This window comes from Faecalimicrobium sp. JNUCC 81, assembly GCF_053667625.1.
On record NZ_CM132203.1, the window covers coordinates 562,540 to 587,639 of the forward strand.

18 protein-coding genes are annotated in these 25,100 nt (G+C 27.2%); 17 read left to right on the plus strand and 1 reads right to left on the minus strand.

What is annotated here, in order from left to right:
- The first annotated feature begins 126 nt into the window (after positions 1 to 126).
- From JNUCC81_RS02860 to JNUCC81_RS02930, 15 genes are all read left to right on the plus strand, one after another.
- Entirely contained in the window at positions 127 to 630 is a 504-nt protein-coding gene (locus JNUCC81_RS02860; RefSeq protein ID WP_454095221.1) for a PH domain-containing protein, read from the plus strand.
- A complete protein-coding gene (locus JNUCC81_RS02865) occupies positions 611 to 2,098 on the plus strand; it encodes a PH domain-containing protein (RefSeq protein ID WP_454095222.1) in 1,488 nt (495 codons plus the stop codon). The genes JNUCC81_RS02860 and JNUCC81_RS02865 overlap by 20 nt, the downstream gene beginning before the upstream one ends.
- 120 nt (positions 2,099 to 2,218) lie before the next feature.
- On the plus strand, positions 2,219 to 4,069 hold the full coding sequence (locus tag JNUCC81_RS02870) for a cell wall-binding repeat-containing protein (RefSeq protein WP_454095223.1): 1,851 nt from the start codon (positions 2,219 to 2,221) through the stop codon (positions 4,067 to 4,069).
- Positions 4,070 to 4,214: 145 nt separating this feature from the next.
- On the plus strand, positions 4,215 to 4,652 hold the full coding sequence (locus tag JNUCC81_RS02875; RefSeq protein ID WP_454095224.1) for a COG2426 family protein: 438 nt from the start codon (positions 4,215 to 4,217) through the stop codon (positions 4,650 to 4,652).
- Positions 4,653 to 4,800: 148 nt separating this feature from the next.
- Complete coding sequence (locus JNUCC81_RS02880) at positions 4,801 to 6,210, plus strand: MBOAT family O-acyltransferase (protein ID WP_454095225.1); 1,410 nt, start codon at positions 4,801 to 4,803, stop codon at positions 6,208 to 6,210.
- Positions 6,211 to 6,219: 9 nt separating this feature from the next.
- On the plus strand, positions 6,220 to 7,392 hold the full coding sequence (locus tag JNUCC81_RS02885; protein ID WP_454095226.1) for a DHHW family protein: 1,173 nt from the start codon (positions 6,220 to 6,222) through the stop codon (positions 7,390 to 7,392).
- A gap of 16 nt (positions 7,393 to 7,408) precedes the next feature.
- A complete protein-coding gene (locus JNUCC81_RS02890; RefSeq protein WP_454095227.1) occupies positions 7,409 to 9,397 on the plus strand; it encodes an LTA synthase family protein in 1,989 nt (662 codons plus the stop codon).
- A 163-nt stretch (positions 9,398 to 9,560) separates the two neighbouring features.
- Positions 9,561 to 10,439, plus strand: a complete 879-nt coding sequence (locus JNUCC81_RS02895) for an FUSC family protein (RefSeq protein WP_454095228.1) — start codon at positions 9,561 to 9,563, stop codon at positions 10,437 to 10,439.
- 110 nt (positions 10,440 to 10,549) lie between these two features.
- On the plus strand, positions 10,550 to 11,971 hold the full coding sequence (locus tag JNUCC81_RS02900; protein ID WP_454095229.1) for an MBOAT family O-acyltransferase: 1,422 nt from the start codon (positions 10,550 to 10,552) through the stop codon (positions 11,969 to 11,971).
- An 11-nt stretch (positions 11,972 to 11,982) separates the two neighbouring features.
- On the plus strand, positions 11,983 to 13,161 hold the full coding sequence (locus JNUCC81_RS02905) for an alginate O-acetyltransferase AlgX-related protein (RefSeq protein WP_454095230.1): 1,179 nt from the start codon (positions 11,983 to 11,985) through the stop codon (positions 13,159 to 13,161).
- A gap of 355 nt (positions 13,162 to 13,516) precedes the next feature.
- Positions 13,517 to 15,397, plus strand: a complete 1,881-nt coding sequence (locus JNUCC81_RS02910; RefSeq protein ID WP_454095231.1) for a cell wall-binding repeat-containing protein — start codon at positions 13,517 to 13,519, stop codon at positions 15,395 to 15,397.
- A gap of 342 nt (positions 15,398 to 15,739) precedes the next feature.
- Positions 15,740 to 16,024 carry a cell wall-binding repeat-containing protein gene (locus JNUCC81_RS02915; RefSeq protein WP_454095232.1) on the plus strand — a complete coding sequence of 95 codons (285 nt, stop codon included), beginning with the start codon at positions 15,740 to 15,742 and terminating at the stop codon, positions 16,022 to 16,024.
- Positions 16,025 to 18,664 (plus strand): cell wall-binding repeat-containing protein, encoded by a 2,640-nt coding sequence (locus tag JNUCC81_RS02920; protein ID WP_454096367.1) that lies wholly within the window; start codon positions 16,025 to 16,027, stop codon positions 18,662 to 18,664. It abuts the gene before it with no gap.
- 252 nt (positions 18,665 to 18,916) lie between these two features.
- Positions 18,917 to 20,323, plus strand: coding sequence for a YfcC family protein (locus tag JNUCC81_RS02925; RefSeq protein ID WP_454095233.1), 1,407 nt, complete (start codon positions 18,917 to 18,919; stop codon positions 20,321 to 20,323).
- Between the two features lie 164 nt (positions 20,324 to 20,487).
- Positions 20,488 to 21,864, plus strand: a complete 1,377-nt coding sequence (locus JNUCC81_RS02930) for a cell wall-binding repeat-containing protein (protein ID WP_454095234.1) — start codon at positions 20,488 to 20,490, stop codon at positions 21,862 to 21,864.
- 78 nt (positions 21,865 to 21,942) lie between these two features.
- On the opposite strand, the gene JNUCC81_RS02935 is transcribed toward JNUCC81_RS02930, so the two are convergent.
- Positions 21,943 to 22,359, minus strand: a complete 417-nt coding sequence (locus JNUCC81_RS02935; protein WP_454095235.1) for a YrvL family regulatory protein — start codon at positions 22,357 to 22,359, stop codon at positions 21,943 to 21,945.
- A gap of 293 nt (positions 22,360 to 22,652) precedes the next feature.
- On the opposite strand from JNUCC81_RS02935, the gene JNUCC81_RS02940 reads away from it, so the two are divergent.
- Together JNUCC81_RS02940 and JNUCC81_RS02945 are read left to right on the plus strand one after the other, a co-directional pair.
- Positions 22,653 to 23,963, plus strand: coding sequence for a nucleotide sugar dehydrogenase (locus JNUCC81_RS02940; protein WP_454095236.1), 1,311 nt, complete (start codon positions 22,653 to 22,655; stop codon positions 23,961 to 23,963).
- Between the two features lie 11 nt (positions 23,964 to 23,974).
- Positions 23,975 to 25,099, plus strand: a complete 1,125-nt coding sequence (locus JNUCC81_RS02945; protein ID WP_454095237.1) for a glycosyltransferase family 4 protein — start codon at positions 23,975 to 23,977, stop codon at positions 25,097 to 25,099.
- Position 25,100: the final 1 nt, after the last annotated feature.

Consider the following 25,100-nt stretch of genomic DNA (forward strand, 5'->3'; position numbering starts at 1 on the left):
CTTATCTAAAAATATATTTCATTCCATAAAATGAGTATTTTAGTCCATTTTAAGTATGACTTGTGAATACTTATGTTAATATTATACTGATACGTTAAAATTAATTTAAGGGGGATGTGATATATTGTGGAATACGACAACTTAAGTATAAAGGCTAAAAAATCATGGTTTGTGGCAAGATTAATAACTACTATTATAGTAAGTATTATTTTAATTGTTGGGGTTTGGTTTAGTATTTATAACATGAAATTTAAATACGCGGTAATGTTTGAATCGCCTATAAATATAACTGTTGGTATTATTATTTTATTACTACTTGTTAATACATTTATATATCCGATTATAGAGTATAAGCAGTGGAGATACATTATAAATAAAGATAAAGTGGATTTTATACATGGTATATATATTACAAAAAGAACGATAGTTCCAATGGTTAGAATACAACATATAGTTATAACTGAAGGATTTATAAATAGACTTTTTAACCTTGCAAATGTAGATATTCATACAGCTGGAGGAATACATACAATACCAAACATAGAGTTAGAAAAAGCTAAAGAAATCAGTGAATACTTAAAAGATAAAATAAGTAAGAAGGTGGAAGGTTATGATGCTAGAATCGACTAGAAACCATTGGTCCAGTGTAATTACAAATATATTTAAAAATATAGTCAGTAATATAATATTTATAGTTTTACTTACTAAGTGGTTAAGTGACTATATTATTTTAATAGCTATATTAATAATTAGTATTGATATTATAGTTGCTTTTATTAGTTGGAGAAATAATACTTTTTATATAAAAGATAATATATTGTTTATAGAAAGTGGAGTATTTGAAAAAAGTAAAAAAGAAATACCGCTAGAGAAAATAAGCACAGTAGATACTAAAGCTAGTATTTTAAACACTATACTAGGTGTATCATTATTAAGTATAAATACTGGAGCTGTTGGTGTTATTAATAGTGCAGAATTTAAGTTTTTATTAAAAAATGAAAAGATAGAAGATCTTAAAAAAATATTACTATCTGAAAACAAAGAAAGTGAAGTATTAGAGGTTGAAGATACACAACAAGAAGAAAATATAAGTTATAAAGAACAATATACTTATAAAGTTAGTTTTAAAGATATACTAAAATATACTTTTACTAAGAGTAAGATATATTTTATTTTACCTATAGGGGTTATAATTGATAAGTTAGACTCTACTATAGGTCTTGATGAGTTAAATAAATATATAGAAAAACACAGTGGTGATATTGAAAATATAGGAAGTAAGGTATCTGAGTTTCCTATACTAACAATGGTATTAATGATTGCTGGATTATTAATAACAATTTATATTATAGCAACAATAATTTGTTTTATTTTAGATTATATAAAATATTATGATTTTACTTTATATAGAGAAGACAATAATATTTCTATACAATATGGTTTGCTTAATAAGAATAAGTTTAACTTTAAATTAGAACAAGTAAACAGCTTAAAGTTAAAACAAAACCTATTATGTCAAATGTTTGGTTTATATAATATTGAGGTAGGAGTTATTGGATATGGAAAGAGTGATGATTCAAAAATAAAGTCGATATTATATCCAATAGCTAATAAAAAATTAAAAGATGAGATAATTAAAAATATATTAAATGAATTTGAATTTGATAAAGAGGTACGTAAGCCATATAAAAAATATAGTTATATGTTCTTAACTAAGAGATATGTTATAACTACAACTATAATTTTATTAGTATCTTACTTTGATAATTTTACTAACTTTGAGTTTGATATATATAAGATAATATTCCTAGTTATTTTAGGTATTCAAACATTCTTAGGATATATGAGTTACAATAATAATGCAATAGGAATAGATGATAAAAATATATTTTTAAGTAATGGAAGTATAGTAAAAAAGACAATAATTATTCCTAAAGATAAAGTACAGTCAATAGCATATAAACAAGGGATATTCCAAAAAAATAAAAGTATATGTAATTACAGTATAGATATATACTCTGATGATTTAGGGGATATAATTAAAGTTAAAAATATAGAGAAAGATTTAGTCTTTACTTTGGAGAATAAAATAGTATAAAAATAACCCTCTATCTAAAAAAGTGATAGAGGGTATTTTTATATAAAATTTTTTATTTTTTAAATTATGTATAATCATTAATATTTGTATATATAATCAAAGTAAAGTATATAAAAAGAGGTGAATAAAATATTTAGATTTTTAAGTGTAAGTATAATAATATCAATTCTTATAACAAATCACATCTTTGCAAATGAAATGAATAATCAAAATATAATAGCAGGAAAAGACAGATTTGAAACAGCTGTTGAAATATCAAAAGAATTAAAAAGTTCAAATAACGTAATATTAGTAAATTCAAAATCAATATCTGATATGCTATGTGCCACATCTTTAGCCTCTCAAAATAATTGTCCTATACTTTTAGTAAAAGAAAATACTTTAGGAAAAATAACAGAAAAAGAGATAAAAAGATTAAATGCAAACAAAGCTTATATAATAGGTGGAAAAAGTGTGGTAAGTAGTAATATAGAAAATGAATTAAAGGATATGAAAATAGACATAAAACGAATTAGTGGAAAAGATAGATATGAAACTTCAATAAAAGTAGCAGATATTATAAATCAATCAAATAAAGTAGAAAAAGTAGTACTAGTAAATGGAGAAAATGGAATAGCTGATAGTATATCAATATCACCATTAGCAGGAAATAAAAATATGCCAATAATACTATCAAAACAAGAAACACTAGGACAAGCTAATAAATGGTTAAGGGATAATAATATAAAAGAAAGCTATATAATAGGAGGAAAAGATTGTATCTCTGAAAATATAGAAAAAGGCTTAGAAAATGCTAAAAGAATATATGGAGAAAATAGATACGAAACTAATTCAAATATATTAAATGAATTTTATAAAAATAGTGAAGTAAGCGAAGTTTATTATTGTAAAGGTAATACAGACGAAATTGTAGATGGAGTTTTAATATCACCTTTAGCATCTAAAAAAAATACACCAATAGTATTACTAGGAGAAAGTATAAATAAATCTCAAAAAGAGGCAATTTCTAAGTTCAAAATAAAGCAAATTATACAAGTTGGAAATGGAATAAGCGAAATATCTAAGAATAACCTTTATGAAATTGTAAAAGGAAATAACAACAGTCAAGACACATTGCCAAGTAAACCTACAACACCGAATAAACCAGTATTGCCAGATAAGCCAACAGAACCAGAGTTTCCAGATAAGCCAACAGAACCAGAGTTTCCAGATAAACCGATAGATCCAGAAATTCCAGATGATGAGCAAACATTACCAGAAAAACCAACAGAACCAGAGTTGCCGGAAGAACTTCCGACATTACCAGAAAAACCGGTAGAACCCGAGTCGCCTAATTTGAATAAAACTATAGTTAATACAGAAAAAGAATTAAAAGAAGCTGTTACTAATGAAGAGATAGAGCTTATAATTATAGGAAAAAATATAACTATAAAAGATCCGGTTATAATAAGAAGACCTGTAATAATAGATGGATATAGTGAACTAGGAAACTATAATATAGAAACAAAATCCAAAAACAACAGTGCGATAATGATATCTAAAGACAATGTAGAACTAAGAAATATTAATGTATATGGAGCTGGAAAAGTCATAAATATATTAGGTGCAAAAGGTATAGAATTAGAAAATATAAAAGTTTATGCTACATCATCAAAAGAGCCAGCAATAGAAGTAAGTTCATCAGTAGTAAAACTTAATAATATACAAACATTTAGTGATTATGCTGGAGTAAGATTAAAGATAGGTGGGAGAGAAAAATATTCAGAAATTATACTAAATGGAAATGTAGAAAACTTAAATAAAGATAATAATATATCAATACTTGTAGAAGATATTAATAATGAATATGAGATCAAGAAAGTCACTATAGGTGAAGATTTAGAAGATGAATATATAGAAAATAATTACATAACTAAAAAAATATATGATTATAATTCTAAGAAAGAACATTTAGCATATATAGAGCTATAAAAAATAAGCGCCTTTTATAAGGTGCTTATTTTTTATCTTGTTTAAAACAAAAGAAGTATGATATTGTGGTATATGATTAAAAAAGTATAAATATGAAGATGGTAAATTGCATATAAATGAAATAGTAAATTATAGGAGGAACAAATTGAAATATTTACATATAATGATTTTATCTATGATACCTATAACAGAACTTAGGGGAGCTATACCAATAGGAATAGCTCTGGATTTAAATCCTATAGGTGTATATATAGTTAGTGTAATTGGGTCTACTTTGATTTCAATTCCATTAATATTAACATTTAGGCATATAATACATTTTTTGAGAGGTAAAAAACTATTTAAAGTAATAGTAGATAAAGTTGATAGAAAAATAGAATCAGGTATGAGAAGATTAACGAATGTATCAATACTAGGTATAGTGCTATTTGTAGGAATACCTCTACCTACTACAGGAACATGGACAGCATCTGCAATTGCATCAATATTAAAAATAAGAATAAAGAATGCACTTTTAGGAGTTCTTATAGGTAACATGATGGCAGGGGTCATAGTTACTGGATTATCTTTGCATATAATATAACTATATTTTTATTTAATAAATAAAAATATACAAATAATTTATATATTTACAAAAAAAGGCTATCTAAATTAGGTAGCTTTTTTGTGGAAAATAAAAAGGTTGTGATATAATAAATATTTGAATATGAAATAAAAATAGGGGGGCAAATATGTTATTTAGTTCAGTGACATTTTTATTTTTCTTTATACCAACAGTATTTACCCTATATTACTTATCTCCAAGTAAAATGAAAAACTATATATTATTATTTTTTAGTATAGTATTTTACTCATGGGGAGGTCTATTATACTTGCCATTATTGATAATATCAATAATAGCAAATTATATATTTGGACTTAAAATAGATAAATACAAAAATAATGATAATAAAAAGAAAAACACATTAATAGTAGCAATAATATTTAACATTTTATTCTTAGGAGTATTTAAGTATACAAATTTTATAACAGACAATATAAATACTATATTTAATACTGCTATAAATATACCTATAATACCACTTCCAATAGGTATATCATTTTACACTTTCCAAGCTATGAGTTATGTAGTAGATGTATATAGAAAAGATGGAAAAGTACAAAAAAATATTTTCAACCTAGCACTATATATATCAATGTTTCCACAATTAGTAGCAGGACCAATAGTAAGATATCAAAGTGTTGATGATCAAATAACTCATAGAGAACATAATATGGACAAGTTCAATCTAGGTATGGAAAGGTTCATAAGAGGATTATTTAAAAAGGTAATAATCTCAAACTCAGTAGGAGAACTATCAACTTTAATATACTCACTATCGGATTATCAAATGAGTGTATCAGTAGCATGGTTAGGAGCAATAGCTTACACACTTCAAATATACTTTGACTTTAGTGGATATTCAGATATGGCAATAGGACTTGGAAAAATGCTAGGATTTGAATTCCTAGAAAACTTTAACTACCCATATATATCTAAAAGCGTAAGTGAATTTTGGAGAAGGTGGCATATATCTTTAGGGTCATGGTTTAGAGATTATATCTATATACCACTTGGTGGAAATAGAGTAAGCAATATAAAAGTATATAGAAACCTAAGTATAGTATGGTTAGTAACAGGAATATGGCATGGAGCAAGCTGGAACTTTGTTGTATGGGGATTATACTTTGGTCTATTTATAATGGCTGAAAGGTTATTCTTACAAAAACTACTTAAAAAACTTCCTAATTTTATACAACATATATACTTACTGATAATAGTAGTATTTGGTTGGGTGTTATTCTCTAAGCATGATTTAAAATCAGCAATAGAATATATGAAAGTAATGATTGGTATAGGAGATTATCCATTTATAAACGGTTATACAACTTTTTATATTAGCCAATACGCTGTTGAATTAGTAATGGCAATAATACTTTCAACACCAATAATAAAAGCAATAAAGAAAAAAATCAAATGTAGAAAAATCTTAAAAATAGTAAATGTATTAAAGCCACTAGTATTATTTAGCTTATTTGTAATAACTACAATATACTTAGTAAATTCTACATTTAATCCATTTATATACTTTAACTTCTAGGAGGAAACAATGAAATACAAATACACAACATCAATACTTGTAATTGGATTTACATTGTTCGTAGGGGGCATGTCAATCCTAACACCAGATAAATTAATATCTCAGCAAGAGGGTAGAACGCTACAGCCACTTCCTAAAGGTGAAACATCTGAAGAAGGAAGTTATAAAAAAGAATTATTAAATGGGGGTGCTTTTAAAAAATGGGACAACTACTTTAGTGACCATATATATGGAAGAAGTAATTTTGTAAATACCTATACAGATATACAAATGAATTTAGGTAAGAAATATATAAATGGAATTTATCTAGGTGAAGATAATGAACTAATAAAATCAGGCAACTACGGAATATATGATGAAGAATATAGAACAAAAAGAGCAGAGCATTTTAATAAATTTGCAGATAAGTTTAAAAATGCTAAAACTTATGTAGTAAACATACCAAATAAAAACTATGCATATGAAGAAAAAATGCCAATAAAGGATTTTAAATCAGGGCAAAGCATATTTATAGGAGATATACTTAATAAAATAGACAAAGCAAAAATAAAAGTATTAGACTTAACAGAAGAAATAAGAAAAGATAAAAATAACTACTATAAAACAGACCATCATTTAAATATGAACGGAGCATATAGTAGCTATAAATTCATAATAGAAAGTATAAATAAGGATATACCACAAGTACAAAAACCAAAGGAAAAACCAGAGTTTAAAATAAAAACTTATGAAGATGTATTTATAGGTTCATATGGAAGACAAGTACTTAATGTAGTTGATAAAATGGATGATATCCAAGTATATAAAGATAAAAACTTTAAAGATTACAAAGTTTATAACCAAAATGGAGAAGCAAAATTATTTTATGAAGAGCAGATTTCAAAGGATAAACTAGATAATGATTATGAAGTATACTTAGGCGGAGATAAGCCATTAGTTAAAATAGAAAATAAGCAAAGTAATAATGAGTTAAGAGTAGTAGCTATAGGTGATTCAATGGATAATCCTATAATACCTTTATTAGCATCACACTTCAAAACAACTTATAGCTTTGATTTAAGAGGATATGAAGGAAACTTAATAAAAGAGATAGAAAATATAAATCCAGATGTAATTTTATTAATAGGGGCAAGCAATAACTATATAATGTCAACAGATATATTCAACTGGGATAAAAAATAGAAATTAGGTGAAGAAAATGGACAACAAGTTAATTAGCAAATTTAAAATTAATAAATCATCAATAGTAGAATTAATTAGTTGGTTAGTTGGAGGAACTATATTATTTTTTATATCAGAATACCTTCAAAGAGAAAGTATAGGAGATGTAATTACATTCTTTAAAGATAGAACCAACGCATTTTTTATAAATTATCTACTGATATTAATATTAACATCAATAATATTTGTATTAAAGAGAAAGAAAACATCTTATTTAGTAATAAGTATGATAGTAATCTTATTATCAATAATTAATAAAGTAATGCTAGAAATAAGAGGAATGCCAATAACATACTCTGATATATTCTCAATAAAAGATGGACTAAGTATTGCTAACAAATATATAAATATAAAAAAGGTAATGCTAGCAGCATTATTTTTATTAATCACTATAGGAATTATAATATATGTATTTAAAAAAGAGAAAAACTCTAACAGATCAATCAGTTATGCAAACATAATGATAGCTATATTATTAATAGGTGTATACTCTGTAAAACTAAATGATCTTACTGAAAGGAAAATAATAAGTCCACTAAGATGGGACTTAAAAGAATCATATAAACATAATGGTTTTATGTATTCACTACTAGACTCATACTTTGGATATAATAGAAAAAGACCAGAAGACTGTGATAAAGCATCAATAGAAAATATAAAAAATGAAGTAAATACAATACAAGCATCAAATATTAATATTTCAGCAAAAAAAGATAATAAACCAAATATAATATTTATTCAGTTGGAATCATTTATGGATCCAACGGTAATAAAAGAAGCTAAATATAGTGAAGATCCAATACCTAACTTTAGAAAAATATCTAAAGAAAATAAAAGTGGATATATTAATGTTCCAGTAGTAGGTGGTGGAACAGCTAGAACAGAGTTTGAAATACTAACAGGTAATAACTTTGACTACCTTATACCAGGTGAAATACCATATGATAGTTTTGTAAAGAAAAAGAAAGTAAACTCAATAGCGACAACACTTAAAAATCAAGGATATGGTGCACATATAATGCATAACTTTCAAGGAAACTTCTATAATAGAAACCTTGCATTTAAAAACCTAGGATTTGATACATTTACATCAATGGAATATATGCAAAACCTAGAAAAAACTCCATTAGGTTGGAGAAAAGATATGGTGCTAGCAGACTATATAGAAAAAGCACTTAATAAAACTAAGGAAAGTGACGTAGTATATGCAATAAGTGTAGAAGGACACGGAGGATATCCTGATTATGACAGAGGAGAAGACTTTCCAATAAAAGTAGAAACTACTTTGTCTGAAAAAGATAAGTATCAATTATACAGCTATGTAAACTTAATAAAAGGAACTGACGATTTTGTAGGTAAGGTAATAGAAAATGTAGATAAAAGAGAAGAAGATACAATAGTAGTATTTTTCTCAGATCATTTACCAAAGCTAAATATACTATCAAGTGATGATACTTATATAGAGAGATATGAAGCACCATATGCAATATACAGCAACTTTGAAATTGATAAGAAAAAGCAAAATTTAGAAGCTTATCAAATGAGTACATTAATGCTAGGATTAGCAGGAGTTGAATATGGACCAATGGAAAGTGTACATGCTAAAGCTGGTAATAACGAAGACTATCAAGAAGAATTAGAGTTAGTTCAATATGATATATTATTTGGAAAACAATTCTATTTAAATGATAAGGATAAGCCTAAAGAGAATAATATGAAAATGGGACTTGATGATATAGTAGTAGAAAAGGTAATTAAAGATAAAGATACTATGATTGTAAAAGGTAAGAATTTTACAAGTTGTAGTTATGTATATGTAAATGGTAAAAAAGTAGAGACTACATGGGTAGATGAAAATACTTTAAAAATAGATAAAGTAGATAAAGCTAAAAGTTTAGAAGTTAAGCAATTAGGTAAGTATGAAGGAGTACTTAGTTCTTCAAATAAAATAATTATTAACAAATAAATTGACTTGCTAAGAGTATAATACCCTTATAGTAGACACGTAAAAGAAAGTATCGTATAATGATGCTAAATGTGACTACTATAAGGGTATTTTTTATAAATAAAAGCATAATAAATACAGTAGTAAAATAAGGAGTTATATTAGCTTTTAAAAGGAGTAAGTTATGAAAAAAGTAGGTATGAGAACTATTAAAACAGGTATCGGAGTAGTGATATCGTCGATACTTGGATTCATAGCAACTGGTAATTCACTAAACCCATCTATAGCATGCATTATATCAGTACAAGATTCTGTAAGTGGGTCATTAGAAGTAGGTAAAAATAGAATGTATGGGACTGTCTTAGGAGGTATAATAGGATATCTATTTATATTCTATAATCCGGGGAATTCACTTTTATCAGGATTAGGAGTAATATTAACTATTTACTTATGTAATTTACTTAACCTTAATAGTGGAGCGTCAATAGCTGCAATTACATTCTTATCTGTTCAAATAGGATTTACTGTTTCAGAAGATGCTCTTTCATATTCTATAAATAAAGTATTTGAAAATGCGATAGGTGTTGTAGTTGGAATAGCAACTAATTACTTACTAGCTAGACCGAATCATTCTATTAGTATTTATTCAAATTTTAAACAAGTAGAAAATAACATAAATAAATTCTTGAAATTTAAATTACTTGAAAGTAAATCTAAATTTGAACCTGAGTTTTTAGAAGATAAAATAAGTGAAATAGAAGAAGTACATAAAAAATTATTAAAAGAAGCTGATTATAGCAGGCAAGAAGCTGATTTAGTTAAAATTGAAGAGGGAATAAATACCTGTAAGACATTATACTCTCATATACAATCTATAGAACTATTAAGTAAAAAGGTTTATTTGAATAATGAAAATTATGAAGTAGTAAAAAAATTATATAAAAAAGATAAAATAAAGCTAAGTCAAGACGAGGAAAATAGTCCAGTGTTTAATTATCACTTGAAAGAGATTATAAAAGAAATGGAAAAACTTAGAGAAATATTAAAAGATTCAATTAAATAATTTAATTGAATCTTTTTTTAGTATAAGTGGATTTATTTTAATGTCAATAAGTATTAAAACTAAATTATATATGATATTATTATTAGTATGTAAAAGGGGGTCGAAAAATAATGGTTTTTAGTAGTTTAGTCTTTTTATTCGTATTCTTCCCGATAATACTAGCTATGTACTATGTATCAAAAGGTAAATATAGAAATTACTTGTTATTAGCAGCAAGTTTATTTTTTTATGCATGGGGTGAGCCCACATATGTAGTAATAATGCTACTATCAATACTAATAAATTACCTATGTGGATTATTAGTAGGAGAAACAAAAAAAGAAAAAATAAGAAAAATAGGATTAATACTTTCTATAGTATTTAATATATCAATGTTAGGAGTTTTTAAATACGCTGGATTTTTTGTAAGCAATATAAATAGTTTATTAAATGTAAATATACCAGTTTCACAAATAGCATTACCTCTTGGAATATCATTTTTTACATTCCAAGCTATGAGTTATGTAATAGATGTATATAGAAAAGATGCAAAGGTTCAAAAGAGTATATTAAATTTATCTTTATATATAAGTTTATTTCCACAATTAGTTGCAGGACCAATAGTGCGTTATCAAACAGTAGCAGAGCAAATAGAATATAGAGAACATACAATAACTAAATTTGCAGACGGAGTAAATAGATTTATAATAGGTTTATCTAAAAAAGTTATACTATCTAACTCTCTAGGAATGTTAGCAGACTCAGTATTTAACACAGCCAGTAATGACCTAACAATAGTATCATCATGGTTAGGTATAATAGCCTATTCACTACAAATATTCTTTGATTTTAGTGGATATTCAGATATGGCAATAGGACTTGGAAAAATGTTTGGATTTGAATTCTTAGAAAACTTTAACTATCCATATATATCAACATCTGCATCTGAATTTTGGAGAAGATGGCATATATCACTTGGTTCTTGGTTTAGAGATTATGTTTATTTTCCATTAGGAGGAAGTAGAAAAGGTATATTAAGAACTTATATAAACTTATTTATAGTATGGTTTTTAACTGGATTTTGGCATGGAGCAAGCTGGACATTTATAGCTTGGGGATTATACTTTGGAGTATTAATAGGACTTGAAAAAGCATTCTTAGAAGAAAAGGTACTTAAGAAAGTAATAAAGCCTATAAGACATATATATTTATTAATAGCAGTTATGATAGGATGGATATTCTTTAGAGCAGATAGCTTTAGTTATTCAATATCATTTATAAAAACTATGTTTGGTGTAGGGAGTAATAAATTATACGATGGTTCAACTTTAGCATATATAAATGACTACTTAATAGTAATACTAATGTCAATTGTATTTAGTATGCCTATTGTAAAATACATCAAATCAAAAATAGAAATTAAAAATAAAGAAATCTTAGAAAAAGATTATGTATATATAATTAATTCAGCGGTAATAACAATACTATTTTTAATAGTAATATTTAAATTGGTAAACTCTACGTACAATCCATTTTTATACTTTAGATTTTAGGTGGTGACTTTATGAATAATAGAAAATCAATGTATTTAATTGTACCATTTTTAAGTATTGTATTTGGAATTGGTATTATAAACTTTATAAAAAAAGATAAAGAAGTTAGTGAAGCTGAAAATAGGAATCTACAGCAAAGACCTACAATAGAAAATCTAAAGGAAAAAAACTTTACAACAACTTATGAAACATACTATACAGATCAATTTATAGGTAGAGATAAATTATTAAAGCTAGATACAAAACTTCAAATGCTTAGCAAAAAATCAAATATTAAAGGTCATTATATAACAAAAGATAAATGGATATTAGGTGGAACTGCAACAAATAAAAAGACAGAAAAGGATTATAAAGGCGCTGCTGACTTAATAAATGATGCAGCTAAAAAAGCTAAGCAATTAGGAAAAGACACATATTATGTATCTCTACCTCATAAAGTAAACACACTAGATTATATGTATCCAAAGTATATAGATAAAAGCTATGGTATAGAAAATAATGATTTACTATTATCAATGCTTAGTAAAGATAATATTAAAACCATAGATGTTGGAAAATACTTTGCAGATAATTTTAGTCATAAGGAACTAGAAAAATTTTATTTTAAAACAGATCATCATTGGAACTCTATAGGAGCATACGAAGCTTTTAAATACTTAATTGAAGATTTGAATAAAGACAATGAAATAGATGTAAATCTTAAAAATTATAATTATAAAACAACTTATTTGGAAAATAAGAACTTTATAGGAAGCTATAATAGAAATCTGTATAAGTTATATAGTACTAAAGAAGCTATACCATATGTATATATGGATAGAGAATACGATAATAAATACTATGAGTTGAAAGATGGTAAGTTTGAAGAATCCAAACGAGATGATATAATAGCAAATGGAATCAAAGGTAAAGATGTAAATTATGAAGATTCGTATACTAGAAATTTACCTTATTATAAAATAGTTAATGAAAAAGCAATAACAGATAAAAAGGTATTGTTAATAAGAGACTCTTATCAAGCTCCTTTAACTTGGTTATTTTCAGATGTATTTAAGCAAGTGGAAGTTGTAGACCCAAGACAGGTTAATATGAATATAGATAAAATATTAAACAAAAGTGACAGTGATATGATCATGATGATGTTTAATAATGGACTTAATGTAGAAGAGATGATGAATAATATAAATTAAAAAACCTTAGCCCGAAGAGCTAAGGTTTTTTTGTGAGAAATACGCTAAAAGGATGTTTTAACGTATATACAAATTATACCATGGTTCGACAAAAAGTAAAAGTAAAAACGTAAAAATAAAACAAAAGCTTTAATATTGAAAACGTAATTCGACAAAAAAACACAAATTATATCATAAAATGTAATAATAAGTCAATAAAAGTCGAACGAAAAATGAATAAAATTACTGGAAAGTTATTGAAAATAAGTTTCTTATATAATATTATAAATTTGTGAGAAATACGAAAATTAATATTGTGAGAAATATTATACATAAATAAGGGATGCAATTTATAATATTTGGGAGGAACGAAAACATGATGAAAAAGAAAAGCATGGCAATAGCTATGGCAGCTGTTACAGTTGCATCTTCAGTAGCACCAGCATTCGCTGCTGAATATAAAGTAATAGAAAAAGATATATTCACTAAAAGTGAAAAGTCTAAGTTAATATCTGAAATAAAGAGATTATCTAAGATAGTTTTCAGTGATGGTGATAAAAAAGCAGGAGAAAATGTATACTCTGTTAAGATAGGTGCTAAAGAATATGACCTTGAAACTGATGTTCAAGAGATAGTGGATGCAATAACAGATGCTAAAAAAGAATTAGTAGTAAGTATATTAGATGAAGGACACAAAGTTCTTAAAGATGGAACTATAATATCTGAAGAAAAAGAAAAATACTCAAATCTTTCAGAATTAGTTGAATTAGTAACAGAAGCTAAAAAAGTTGTGAAAGTAGCAGATTCAAAAGTAGATGCTAAACGTGAAGGTGATATTGTAACTATAACAGTAACTGATAAAGCAGATGCAAAGAAAGTTAAAACAGTAACAGTTAAAAAAGGACAAAATAAAATAAATTTAGAGAAGCCTGTTGCAGCAGATGGTAAGACTGAAGCTCTTACATATGCAACTTTTGATAGATTTGCAGAAGCAGATGCAGCGGATATAGTAACTGGTGATGCTAATAAAGTTGTTGCAAAAGTTACTGTAAAAGATGCTATAGCTGAAACTGCTAAAATAGCAGACTTATTTGATGGACATAGATTAACAGCTCAAGGTAACGTAGTTAGAAATGGATTAGAAGAAACTGTTCCAGGAACTAAAGATGTAGTTGCAGTTGCACAAGATCCAACAACTAAATTATACCAAGTTAAAGTTAGATATAATGATGAAAAAGGAACTTTAAGAGAAGTAAAAGTTACAAATAAAACAAAGAAAGAAATGGATTCACTTGCGACTGCTTTAAACGGTGATGCTAAAATAGCTACAGTAGCAGGTAACACTAGATACTCTACTGCAGTTGAAATAGCAAAACAAAATAATAAAGATAATATAGTTTTAGTAAACTCAAGTGCATTAGTTGATGGTTTAGCAGCTACTCCATTAGCTAAAGCAGCAGAAGCTTCTATATTATTAACAGATAAAGGTTCTTTACCTCAAGCAACTTTAGATCAAATAAAAGAAATGATAGAAGCTGGAAAAACTCCAAAAGTTTACTTAGTAGGTGGAGAAAGTGTTATATCTAAGTCTATAGAAACTGAATTATCTAAATTAATGGATAAAGACAATGTAACAAGAATATCTGGAGAAAATAGACATGAAACATCTTTAGCAGTAGCTAAATACATATTTGATGCTAAAGGTTTAAATAAAGGTTCTGTAGATAGAACTTTCGTAGTTGGTGCAACTGGTGAAGCTGATGCTATGAGTATAGCAGCTCATGCAGCTGATAGAACTGCCCCAATAATAGTAAACGGATTCAATGGATTCTCTCAAGACGCTTTAGATTTTGTAAAAAATACTAATATAGATATAATAGGTGGAGAAACTGCTGTACCTGCAGACCTAGAAAAGAAATTAGTAGAATTAGATTCTGATGAAGAAGTTGTTAGAACTAAAGGTACTAACAGATTTGAAACTAATGCTAACGTTGTAAAAACATACTACGGAAAAGGTATAAATAATTTATACATAGCTAAAGATGGTATGGCTAAGAAAGATCAATTAGTTGATGCATTAGCAGCAGGACCATTAGCAGCAGGAAAAGGACCAATATTATTAGCTACTGATAAATTATCAGCAGCACAAGAAACTGTAGTAGAAGAAAATGTAAGATTTGGGGCTAAAGTAACTCAATTAGGTAACGGAGTGAAGTTATCATTAGTAGAAAAATTAGCTAAAACTTTAGGATTATAAGATATAAATAAATTATTTGAATAAATAATTTTTAAAGAGGCTATCTCAAATAAGAGATAGCCTCTTATTTTGTAACTATATAGAAATTGATATAGAGTATAAGATAATATACAATTTAATTATGAATTAACAGCATATAATTACTAAAAAAAGGGGAAAAGATACTTATGAAAAAAGATATACAAGTATAGCATTCCTAACTGCTGTAGCAATATCATTTGGAATGATGCCAATATCAAATGCAGCAGTTACAACTAATAAGACTTTGTATGATACCAAACGGCAATTGAAGTTAGCAAATCGTCATGGCCATATTCAAGAGAAGCAATTCTTATAAGCGTAATGGCTATACCAGATGCCTTATCTGCTACACCATTTGTATATTTAAAAAATGCACCAATACTATTAACTGAAAAAGATAATTTAAATTATGACACAAAAGCAGAACTTAGAAGGTTAGGAGTACAAAAAGTTTATATAGTTGGAGGAGAGGCTGTTGTTAGTGATAATGTAAAAAAGCAACTAGAATCCAATAGTATAAGCGTAGAGAGGATAAAAGGGGATACAAGATATGAAACTTCTCTAAAAGTAGCGCAAAAGATAGATTCAATTTATGGAGTATCTTAAATAGCTGTAGTTAATGGAGAAAAAGGCTTAGCAGATGCAGTATCTGTAGGAGCAGCAGCAGCTAAAAATGAAATGCCAATAATATTTACACTAGGGACAAGCATACCAAAAACAATAGATGCATGGATAAAATCACAATATATAAACAAATCTTATGTTATAGGTGGAACGACAGTTATATCTGACACTATCAAAGATAAACTACCAAACAATGAAAGAATATATGGAAATAATAGAAATGATACAAATGCAAAAGTAATAGAGAAGTTTTATACTTCTGAAAATTTAAAAACAGTTTATATTGCTAATGACAGCATATCTCATAGAGATGGAAATAAGCTTATAGACGCTTTGGCAGTTGGGCCAGTTGCTGCAAAGAATAATGCTCCAGTTGCTATAGTAGGAAATAAACTAAGTAATACTCAAAAAGAAGTATTTTCTAAAAAAAGGTTTGATACTTTAATACAAGTTGGAGGTCAAGTTAGCTCAAATCCAGTTAAAGAATTACAAGAGATTCAAAAAAATATTGATGAATTAAATACTGTTTCAAGTGTTAAGATTACTAATGCTAAGAATTTAGAAATTAAATTTAATACTTCTATAGATAAGGACTCTATTATTAATTCAGATGGAACCCTGAAGCCTAAAATTAGCTTAACTAATGGAACTGGAAGTAATGCTGTAAATTTAAATGGGGCTAATGCTAAATTAGATAGTTCTAGAACTACATTAACTATAACTCTTGGAGTTAATAATTCTATGAGAGGAAATTATCTTATAGATATAAATGGAATATCAAGTAACTCTGTAGCTTTAAAACCTTATAATGGTACACTTGTTGCCAATGATAGAACGGCGCCTACAGTAAATGTTGCATATAATTCTACTACTGATAGATTTGAATTTGAATTATCTGAACCTATAGATGCTAAGACTATAGATGCTAATATTGCTCTTAATATAGGAAGTGTTCAAATATCTAAATCAAACATACTATTTGATGGATATGCTATAGGAGCAAGTCAAAATGCTAATAAAGTTATAAATAAATTTGAAGTCCCTCGCTCTGCTACAGGAGTTTCGATAGATTCTACGGCAAGTATTAAAATAGCAGATATAAAAGATAGTGTTGGAAATATAATGGTAAAGACTACAAAATCTGTAAAAGTTCACAAGGTAGGAGATTTAGCTATTTCTAATTTAAATTATGTTCTAGATGATACTGTACGTCTAACTTTTAATAAAAAATTAAAAAATGACTCTGAATTTAAATCAAATAGATTTACTCCAAGTGGAGGAAGTGCTACTAATATAGTAACGATAGATAATACAACAACGACTTCCAATACAGGAATAAATGTATTAAGTATATCTAATGCCCCTAAAGAGGTAAATGCTAATGGTAATGTTTATGATATAAAATTAAGTGGGCTAAAGTATAATAATGGAGCTAATCAAAATATAAAATTAACCCTTAATTCAAACTATGCTTTTGTTGACGAAACGGGATCATCAACTAAACTATCATCATCAAAAAATTATAAAACTTTAACTATGACAAAAGATAAAACAGCTCCTACAGTTTCATCTACTAGATTATCTACAGATAGAAGTAAGATAGAAGTTACTTTAAGTGAAGTAATAAAATCATCTCCGAACTCTGCTAATGTTTCAATATTTAAAGATGATATAAAGTTAAGTTCATCTATAATGGGTGCTTTAAGTTCAGATGGAAAAAGTTTTACTGTGACAAGCAATGATAGTAGTGCTATATTTGATGGAAAGCTAAAATTAGGTTCGTATAAGATACGTTTTGAATCAGGCGCATTTTCAGATTTAAATGGAATAAACAATAATCTTATAACTACAAGTTCTTTATTGGTAAGGGGAGAGGGTAAGAATTTAGATGTTCAGCAAACTAATGATGAAAAGATTGCAAATAAATTCAATATAGTAGCTCCAGTAGGAGAAACTTTTATACAAAGTAGTAAGTCATATACAAACTTTAGAGTTGATGGGAAATCATTAGATCCTAGAACTAGTATAGAACTAGATAAAAATAAGATAACTATAACACTTTTACCAACAGATACTGTTAAAGTAACTAAAGATGGAATAAGTCTTGTTACTAGTAGTCTAACTTTTGAATCTGGTAATATTGTAAATCAATTAAATACTACAGTATCTTTAACTGATAATAGTGAACCTGAATTAATATCTTCAGAATTAATAAAAGGATCTAATGCTAGTAAGTTTGTCTTAAGTTTTGATGAGAATATAGAAGATAATGCAAGTATATTAGATGCTACTTCTATGGAAGATATAAAGGATAAAATTGAAATAAAAGCAGGTACATCTACGTCATCTTTAAATAAGATATATAACTATGGAACTACGGATGATGAATCAATAAAGAATTATGATTCTATTAAGTGCGAGATAGAAAATAATAAGCTTATAATATATATAGCTCATCCATCAAGTTCAGATAAATCTAACTGGTTAGATATAGTAAAGCAAAGTTATGTAAATATAAGCTTAAAATCAGGTTTATTAAAAGATATTAGTATAAAAAATAATGTGCTTAATAGAGGTATTAATAGTGATATGAAACCAAAAACTGGAACAGTTAATATGTAATAAGTTAAAAAATATATCAAGTTTTATATAATAATTAAAAAATCCTAAGTAATTGATTTTATAAAATTCAATTACTTAGGATTTTTATTATTTATTTTTCTATAATTTGCACATATTAAACTTATAGATACTAATTATGCTATAAAAAATAACTAAAAACATCACAAAATTAGTAAATATTACAAAAATATTTAAAATTTGAAAAATTTGTGATATAACTATACAAACAAATTTAGGAAGATGGAGGACAGCATGGAAAAACAAACTAAGAAAAAAAGCGTTACACTCCCAACAGCATATAGCATATTGCTACTAATAACAATTGTAATAGCAATAGCGACGCAATTTCTACCAGACGTAAAGCCAGCAACATTATCAGACGTAGTAATGTCACCTATAAATGGTCTAAAAGATGCAATAGACATATCTTTATACGTACTTTTAATGGGTGGTTTTTTAGGCGTTGTAAACAAAACAGGAGCCTTAGATGCTGGTATAGGTTCAATTGTAAAAAAGCTTAATGGAAAAGAACTTCTATTAATTCCTATACTTATGATAGTTTTCTCATTAGGTGGCACAAGTTACGGAATGAGTGAAGAAACTCTAGCATTTTACGCACTAATTACTGCAACGATGATGGCAGCAGGATTTGATTCACTAACAGCAGTAGCTACAATATTACTTGGAGCAGGTACTGGGGTACTTGGTTCTACAGTAAATCCATTTTTAATATCAACTAGTATAGATTCTCTAAAGACTTCAGGAATTGTTGTAAATCAAGCTGTAGTTATAGGTATTGGAGTTGCTTTATGGTTATCATCGTTATTTATATCTATGTACTTTGTAGTTAGATACGCTAAGAAGGTTAAAAATAATAAAGCGTCATCTATATTATCAAATAGAGAATATGAAGAAGCTGAAAAAATGTTTATGGACAATAAAGAAGATACATTAGAATTTACTCCAAGAAGAAGAGTTGTATTATGGTTATTTGGATTATCTTTTGTAGTTATGATATTTGGAGTTATACCATGGGAAAGATTTGGAATAGACATATTTAAAAATACAGATATATTAACAGGAAGCCCTCTTGGTAGTTGGTGGTTTTCTGAACTTGCTGTTTGGTTTACTATAATGGCTATTATAATTGGTATTGTGTATGGACTTAAAGAAAAAGAAATAGTATCTGGAATTTTAGAAGGTGCATCTGAAATGGTTGGTGTTGCACTTATAATAGGTATATCAAGAGGTGTATCTGTTATAATGTCAAATACAGGTCTTGATGCGTATGTACTAAATCATGCATCTCAAACTTTAAGTGGCATGTCACCTATACTATTTACTAATATGGCATTTTTAATATATATTGCTTTAGCATTTTTAATTCCTTCAACTTCAGGATTAGCTAGTTTATCTATACCAATATTTGGACCATTAGCTAAGAGTTTAGGCTTCTCTCCTGAAATAGTTATATCTATATTAAGTGCAGGTAGTGGTTTAGTAAATTTAATAACTCCAACATCAGGTGTTATTATGGGAGGACTTACAATTGCTAAGGTAGAGTATAGTACTTGGGTAAAATTTGTAACTAAAATAGCAGTATGTATATTTATATCATCGGCTATAATACTTTCAATAGGTATGATGCTTTTAAAATAATATAAAATAGAGTAAAAAGACTTGGTAAAATGGCCAAGTCTTTTTTTGTGAGAAAAAAGTCGAAAAATATAGAAAATTGTTGAAAAAATATTTTATATATAATAATATTAATTTGTGAAATATATAAGAAAAATTTTATTAAATAGTTAGGAAGGTAACGAATCATGTTAAATAAAAAGAATATAGCAATGACAATTGCAGCTTTTACAGTTGCGACTTCAGTTACACCAGCTTTTGCTGAAGGTATTAAATTATATGGAAGAACAATAAGTTCGGGGGTTGAAAATGAGTTTAAAGCTTCTGACTTATATAATCCAAAAGCAGCTACATTTACAGGATATGGTAATGAACTGATTAAATTTATAAATAGATATAATACAGTTGAGAATGGTCCTAATAACATAGAAATTGATATGTCTGCTGATGGTTTAAGCTTAACTATTAAATTTCCAAGTGAAGAAGCTACAACTTTAGTAGTGAAAGGATCAGAATCAGAAATAGAGACATTAGGTAAAATATTAATTGGTGTGACAGGTATTAGAATAGGTTCATTACGAGCAGATGTTCCAGAGATATTCACTTTAGCTGGTATGAATAGAAGAGAGACTGCTATAGAGGTAAGTAATCTAGTTTTTAGCCATTTTGGTAGGGATACTAAAGCTAAAAATGTTGTATTAGTATCTGATTATGCTATAGCTGATGGATTAACGGCTACTCCATTTGCTAATGCTATAAAAGCTCCTGTATTATTGACTGATAAAAATGGTATATCTAAAGAAGTTATGGATGAAATAGAGAGGGTTATGGATAATGAAGGTACAGTTTACTTAGTTGGAGGAGAAAGTGTATTATCTAAAAATATAGAAGCGCAGTTAGATGCTAAGTTTATAAGTAATGAAAGAATAGCTGGTTCTAATAGACAAGAAACTTCTTTGAAAATAGCTAAAAAAATAGCTAATTATAACTCAATAGATAGAGTATTTGTCACAGGAGGCCATGCTGAAGCTGATGCTATGTCTGTAGCAGGAGTTGCAGCACAAGATGGAGATTATGATATTGATGGAAATCAAGTAGATCCAATAATATTAGCTGGTAACAATGGTTTAACTGATGCTCAAACTGAATGGTTAGAGCTTGAAAATGCACAAGATGCTGTTATAGTTGGAGGAGAAGCTAAAGTTTCTTTAAATGTAGAAGAACAATTAAAAGATGCACTAACAGGAGAATTTAAGAGAATAGCAGGTCAAAGGAGACAAGAAACTAATGCTAAGGTTATAAAAGAATTCTACGGAGGAACAAAGATGAGTCCACGTTCTATATTTGTTGCAAAGTCTGATGATAAAGGATTAGTAGATGCATTATCAGCTGGGGTTATTGCTGCTATGGATGAATCACCAATAGTGTTAGCTACAGATGAATTACATATAACTCAAGAGGAAGCATTAAATTCAATTGATGATAAATTTATTCGTAATAAAGTACAAATTGGATACGGAGTAAATTCTAAAGTATGGGAATCAATAAAAAAAATAATTAGATAGTATGTTAAATAGATAGTAGAAATAGGGAAATAAAGAAATTTAAAACAAAAAGGCAGTATAGGTTTATACTGTCTTTTATTAATCTCTTAATTTTTTATCTAAGAAAAATCCGAATAAATAAAATATTGCTGAAAATAAAAATGCCGTTAATATGGAACAAGAAATACCGTCCATAGTATATTCTAATATCCCGATTACTATCATATTTAAAGGCACATCTATAGTAAAATAGAGTGCATCATGTTGAGCATTTGTAAGTCCTTTTACATCTTGTAAAACTCTAAAAAAGCATTCTATTACTAAATCTAATGGTAAACCTATAATAACATATATAATAAAAAATTTAGCTAGTGATGCTAAACTATCATATTCAAATCCTAATAATGATAGAAGTATCCCTCCAAAGATAAATGTTAACACAAATATTATTGCTAGAAATATAAATCCAACGAAAATTATACCTAAAATGTCTTTTGTCTTTTTAAAGCTTCCCATAAAATTCCTCCCATACGGAACTATTATATAATATATTTATAGGAATTTAAATGAGAGAAATAAAAATGGCTGATAAATTTATCAGCCATTTTTAATCCTGACGGATTTTTAGTTATTACTAAATCCATTTTAAATACCCCTTTTGATAATATATAAGCTTTTCTAGTGCTTATACTTATATAGTATTAGATAAGTTAAATCTACAGTTTTCAACTAATTTCTAAAGAAATATTCTAATTTATTTGTACAGTGGTATAATATATAAATAGAACATAAAGCGTTGGAGGAGTAACATGAATTTATATAATGATATATTAAAAAGGGATGAAAAAATTTCAGTAGTTGGTCTAGGTTACGTTGGTATACCATTAGCTGTTGAATTTGCAAAACATGTTAATGTGATAGGATTTGATATAAATGAAGAAAAGGTTAATTCATATATAAATGGTATTGATGTAACAAAAGAAGCTGGAGATGAAGCATTAAAAAATACGACTGTTGAATTTACAAGTGATGAGTCTAAATTAAAGGAAGCTAAGTTTCATATAGTAGCTGTCCCAACTCCGATAAATAGTGATAAGACTCCAGATTTAAAGCCAGTTATAGGAGCGACTGAAACTGTAGCTAGAAATCTTATAAAGGGATCTGTAATAGTATATGAATCAACAGTTTATCCAGGTACAACTGAAGATATATGTATTCCAATACTTGAAAAAATATCAGGTTTAAAATATGGACAAGACTTTAAGATAGGATACTCTCCAGAGAGAATAAATCCAGGAGATAAAGTAAATAGATTAACTACAATAGTAAAGATAGTTTCAGGTTGTGATGATGAAACTTTAGATACAGTAGCAAAAGTTTATGAAATAATTATAGAAGCTGGTGTATATAGAGCTGAAAGTATAAAGGTTGCTGAAGCTGCTAAGGTTATAGAAAACTCTCAAAGAGATATAAATATAGCTTTTATGAATGAATTAGCAATGGTATTTAACAAAATGGATATAGATACTAAGGCAGTGCTTAAAGCAGCTGGGACAAAATGGAACTTCTTAAACTTTACTCCAGGTTTAGTTGGAGGACATTGTATAGGAGTTGACCCATATTATTTTATATATAAAGCTGAGGAATTAGGGTATCATTCTCAAATAATATTAGCAGGGAGAAAAATAAATGATGGTATGGCTAAGTATGTAGCTGAAAATACTATCAAAAGCCTTATAAAAGCTGAAAAACAAATAAAAGGTGCGAAGGTTGCTATAATGGGACTAACTTTTAAAGAAAACTGTCCAGATACTAGAAATACAAAGGTTATAGATATAATAGAAGAATTAAAAGAATACGGAATAGAAATCTTAGTATATGATCCTGTAGCTGATGAAAAAGAAGCATTTGAACATTATGGTATAGAGCTTAATTCTAAAGAAGAATTAAAAGATGTAGATGCAGTAGTTACAGCTGTTTCTCATAATGAGCTTAAAAGCATTACTTTAGATAATATAGAGTCTATGTTTACTGAGGGAAGCAAAGTATTAATAGATATAAAAGGAATGTATGATAAAAAAGAAGCTCAAAACAGAGGATTAATATACTGGAGATTATAGTGAGGTAAGATATGAAAGTATTACATGTATGTTCCTATTATATAACTTCTAAGTTATATAGAAATTTAGTAGAGAACTTAGAAGAACTGGGAATTAAACAAGATGTTTATATACCAGTTAATTCTGATGATTTAGTTAATAAATTTAGTGGAACTAATAGTGATGAGACAAAATATATTTACTCTAAATGTTTTAACAAAATTGATAGAGTAAGTTTTAGATTAAAGAATAAGAAAATATATAATGATATACAAAATAAAATATATTTAGATAGTATAGATATATCACATGCCCATTCTTTATTTGTAAATGGATATGTTTCGTATAAATTAAAGAAGGAAAAAAATGTTGATTATATAGTTGCAGTAAGAAATACTGATGTTAATACGTTTTTTAAGAAGATGCCACATTTAAGAAGAATAGGTGTAAAAATTCTTGAAAATGCTAAACAAGTTATCTTTATTTCATCAAGATATAAAGAACATGTAATTAATACATATATTCCAGAGGAACTAAAAAAATCTATAGAAGAAAAATCAGTAGTAATTCCAAATGGTATAGATAAGTTTTGGTTTGATAATCTAAATATGAAATCTAAACCTATAAATAAAGATGATATAAAGTTAATATATGTAGGAAAATTAGATAAAAATAAAAATTTAGATACATCTATGAAAGTTGTCAAAAAGCTAAATGAATTAGGGCATAAATCTACTTTAGATATAGTAGGAAATGGGCCGGAGTTAGATAGAATAAAAGAAGCATCAAATAATGAGTACAAAGATATGATTAAGCTACATGGGTTTATGAATAAAGAAGAAATAATAAATTTATATAGAAATAGTGATATATTTATAATGCCTTCAAAGTATGAGACTTTTGGTCTTGTCTATATAGAAGCTATAAGTCAAGGATTGCCTGTTATATATACAAGAAATCAAGGATTTGATGGATATTTTAAAGAGGGTGAAGTAGGTTTTAGTGTTAAGTACGATGATGTAGATGAGATAGTTGAAAAAGTTAAAGTTATAATAGATTCTAAAATTAATTTAGAAAACTTAGAAGGTGAAATAAGACAGTCATTTGTATGGGAAAATATTGCTAAAACGTACTATGAGATATATTCGGGAAGGTAAG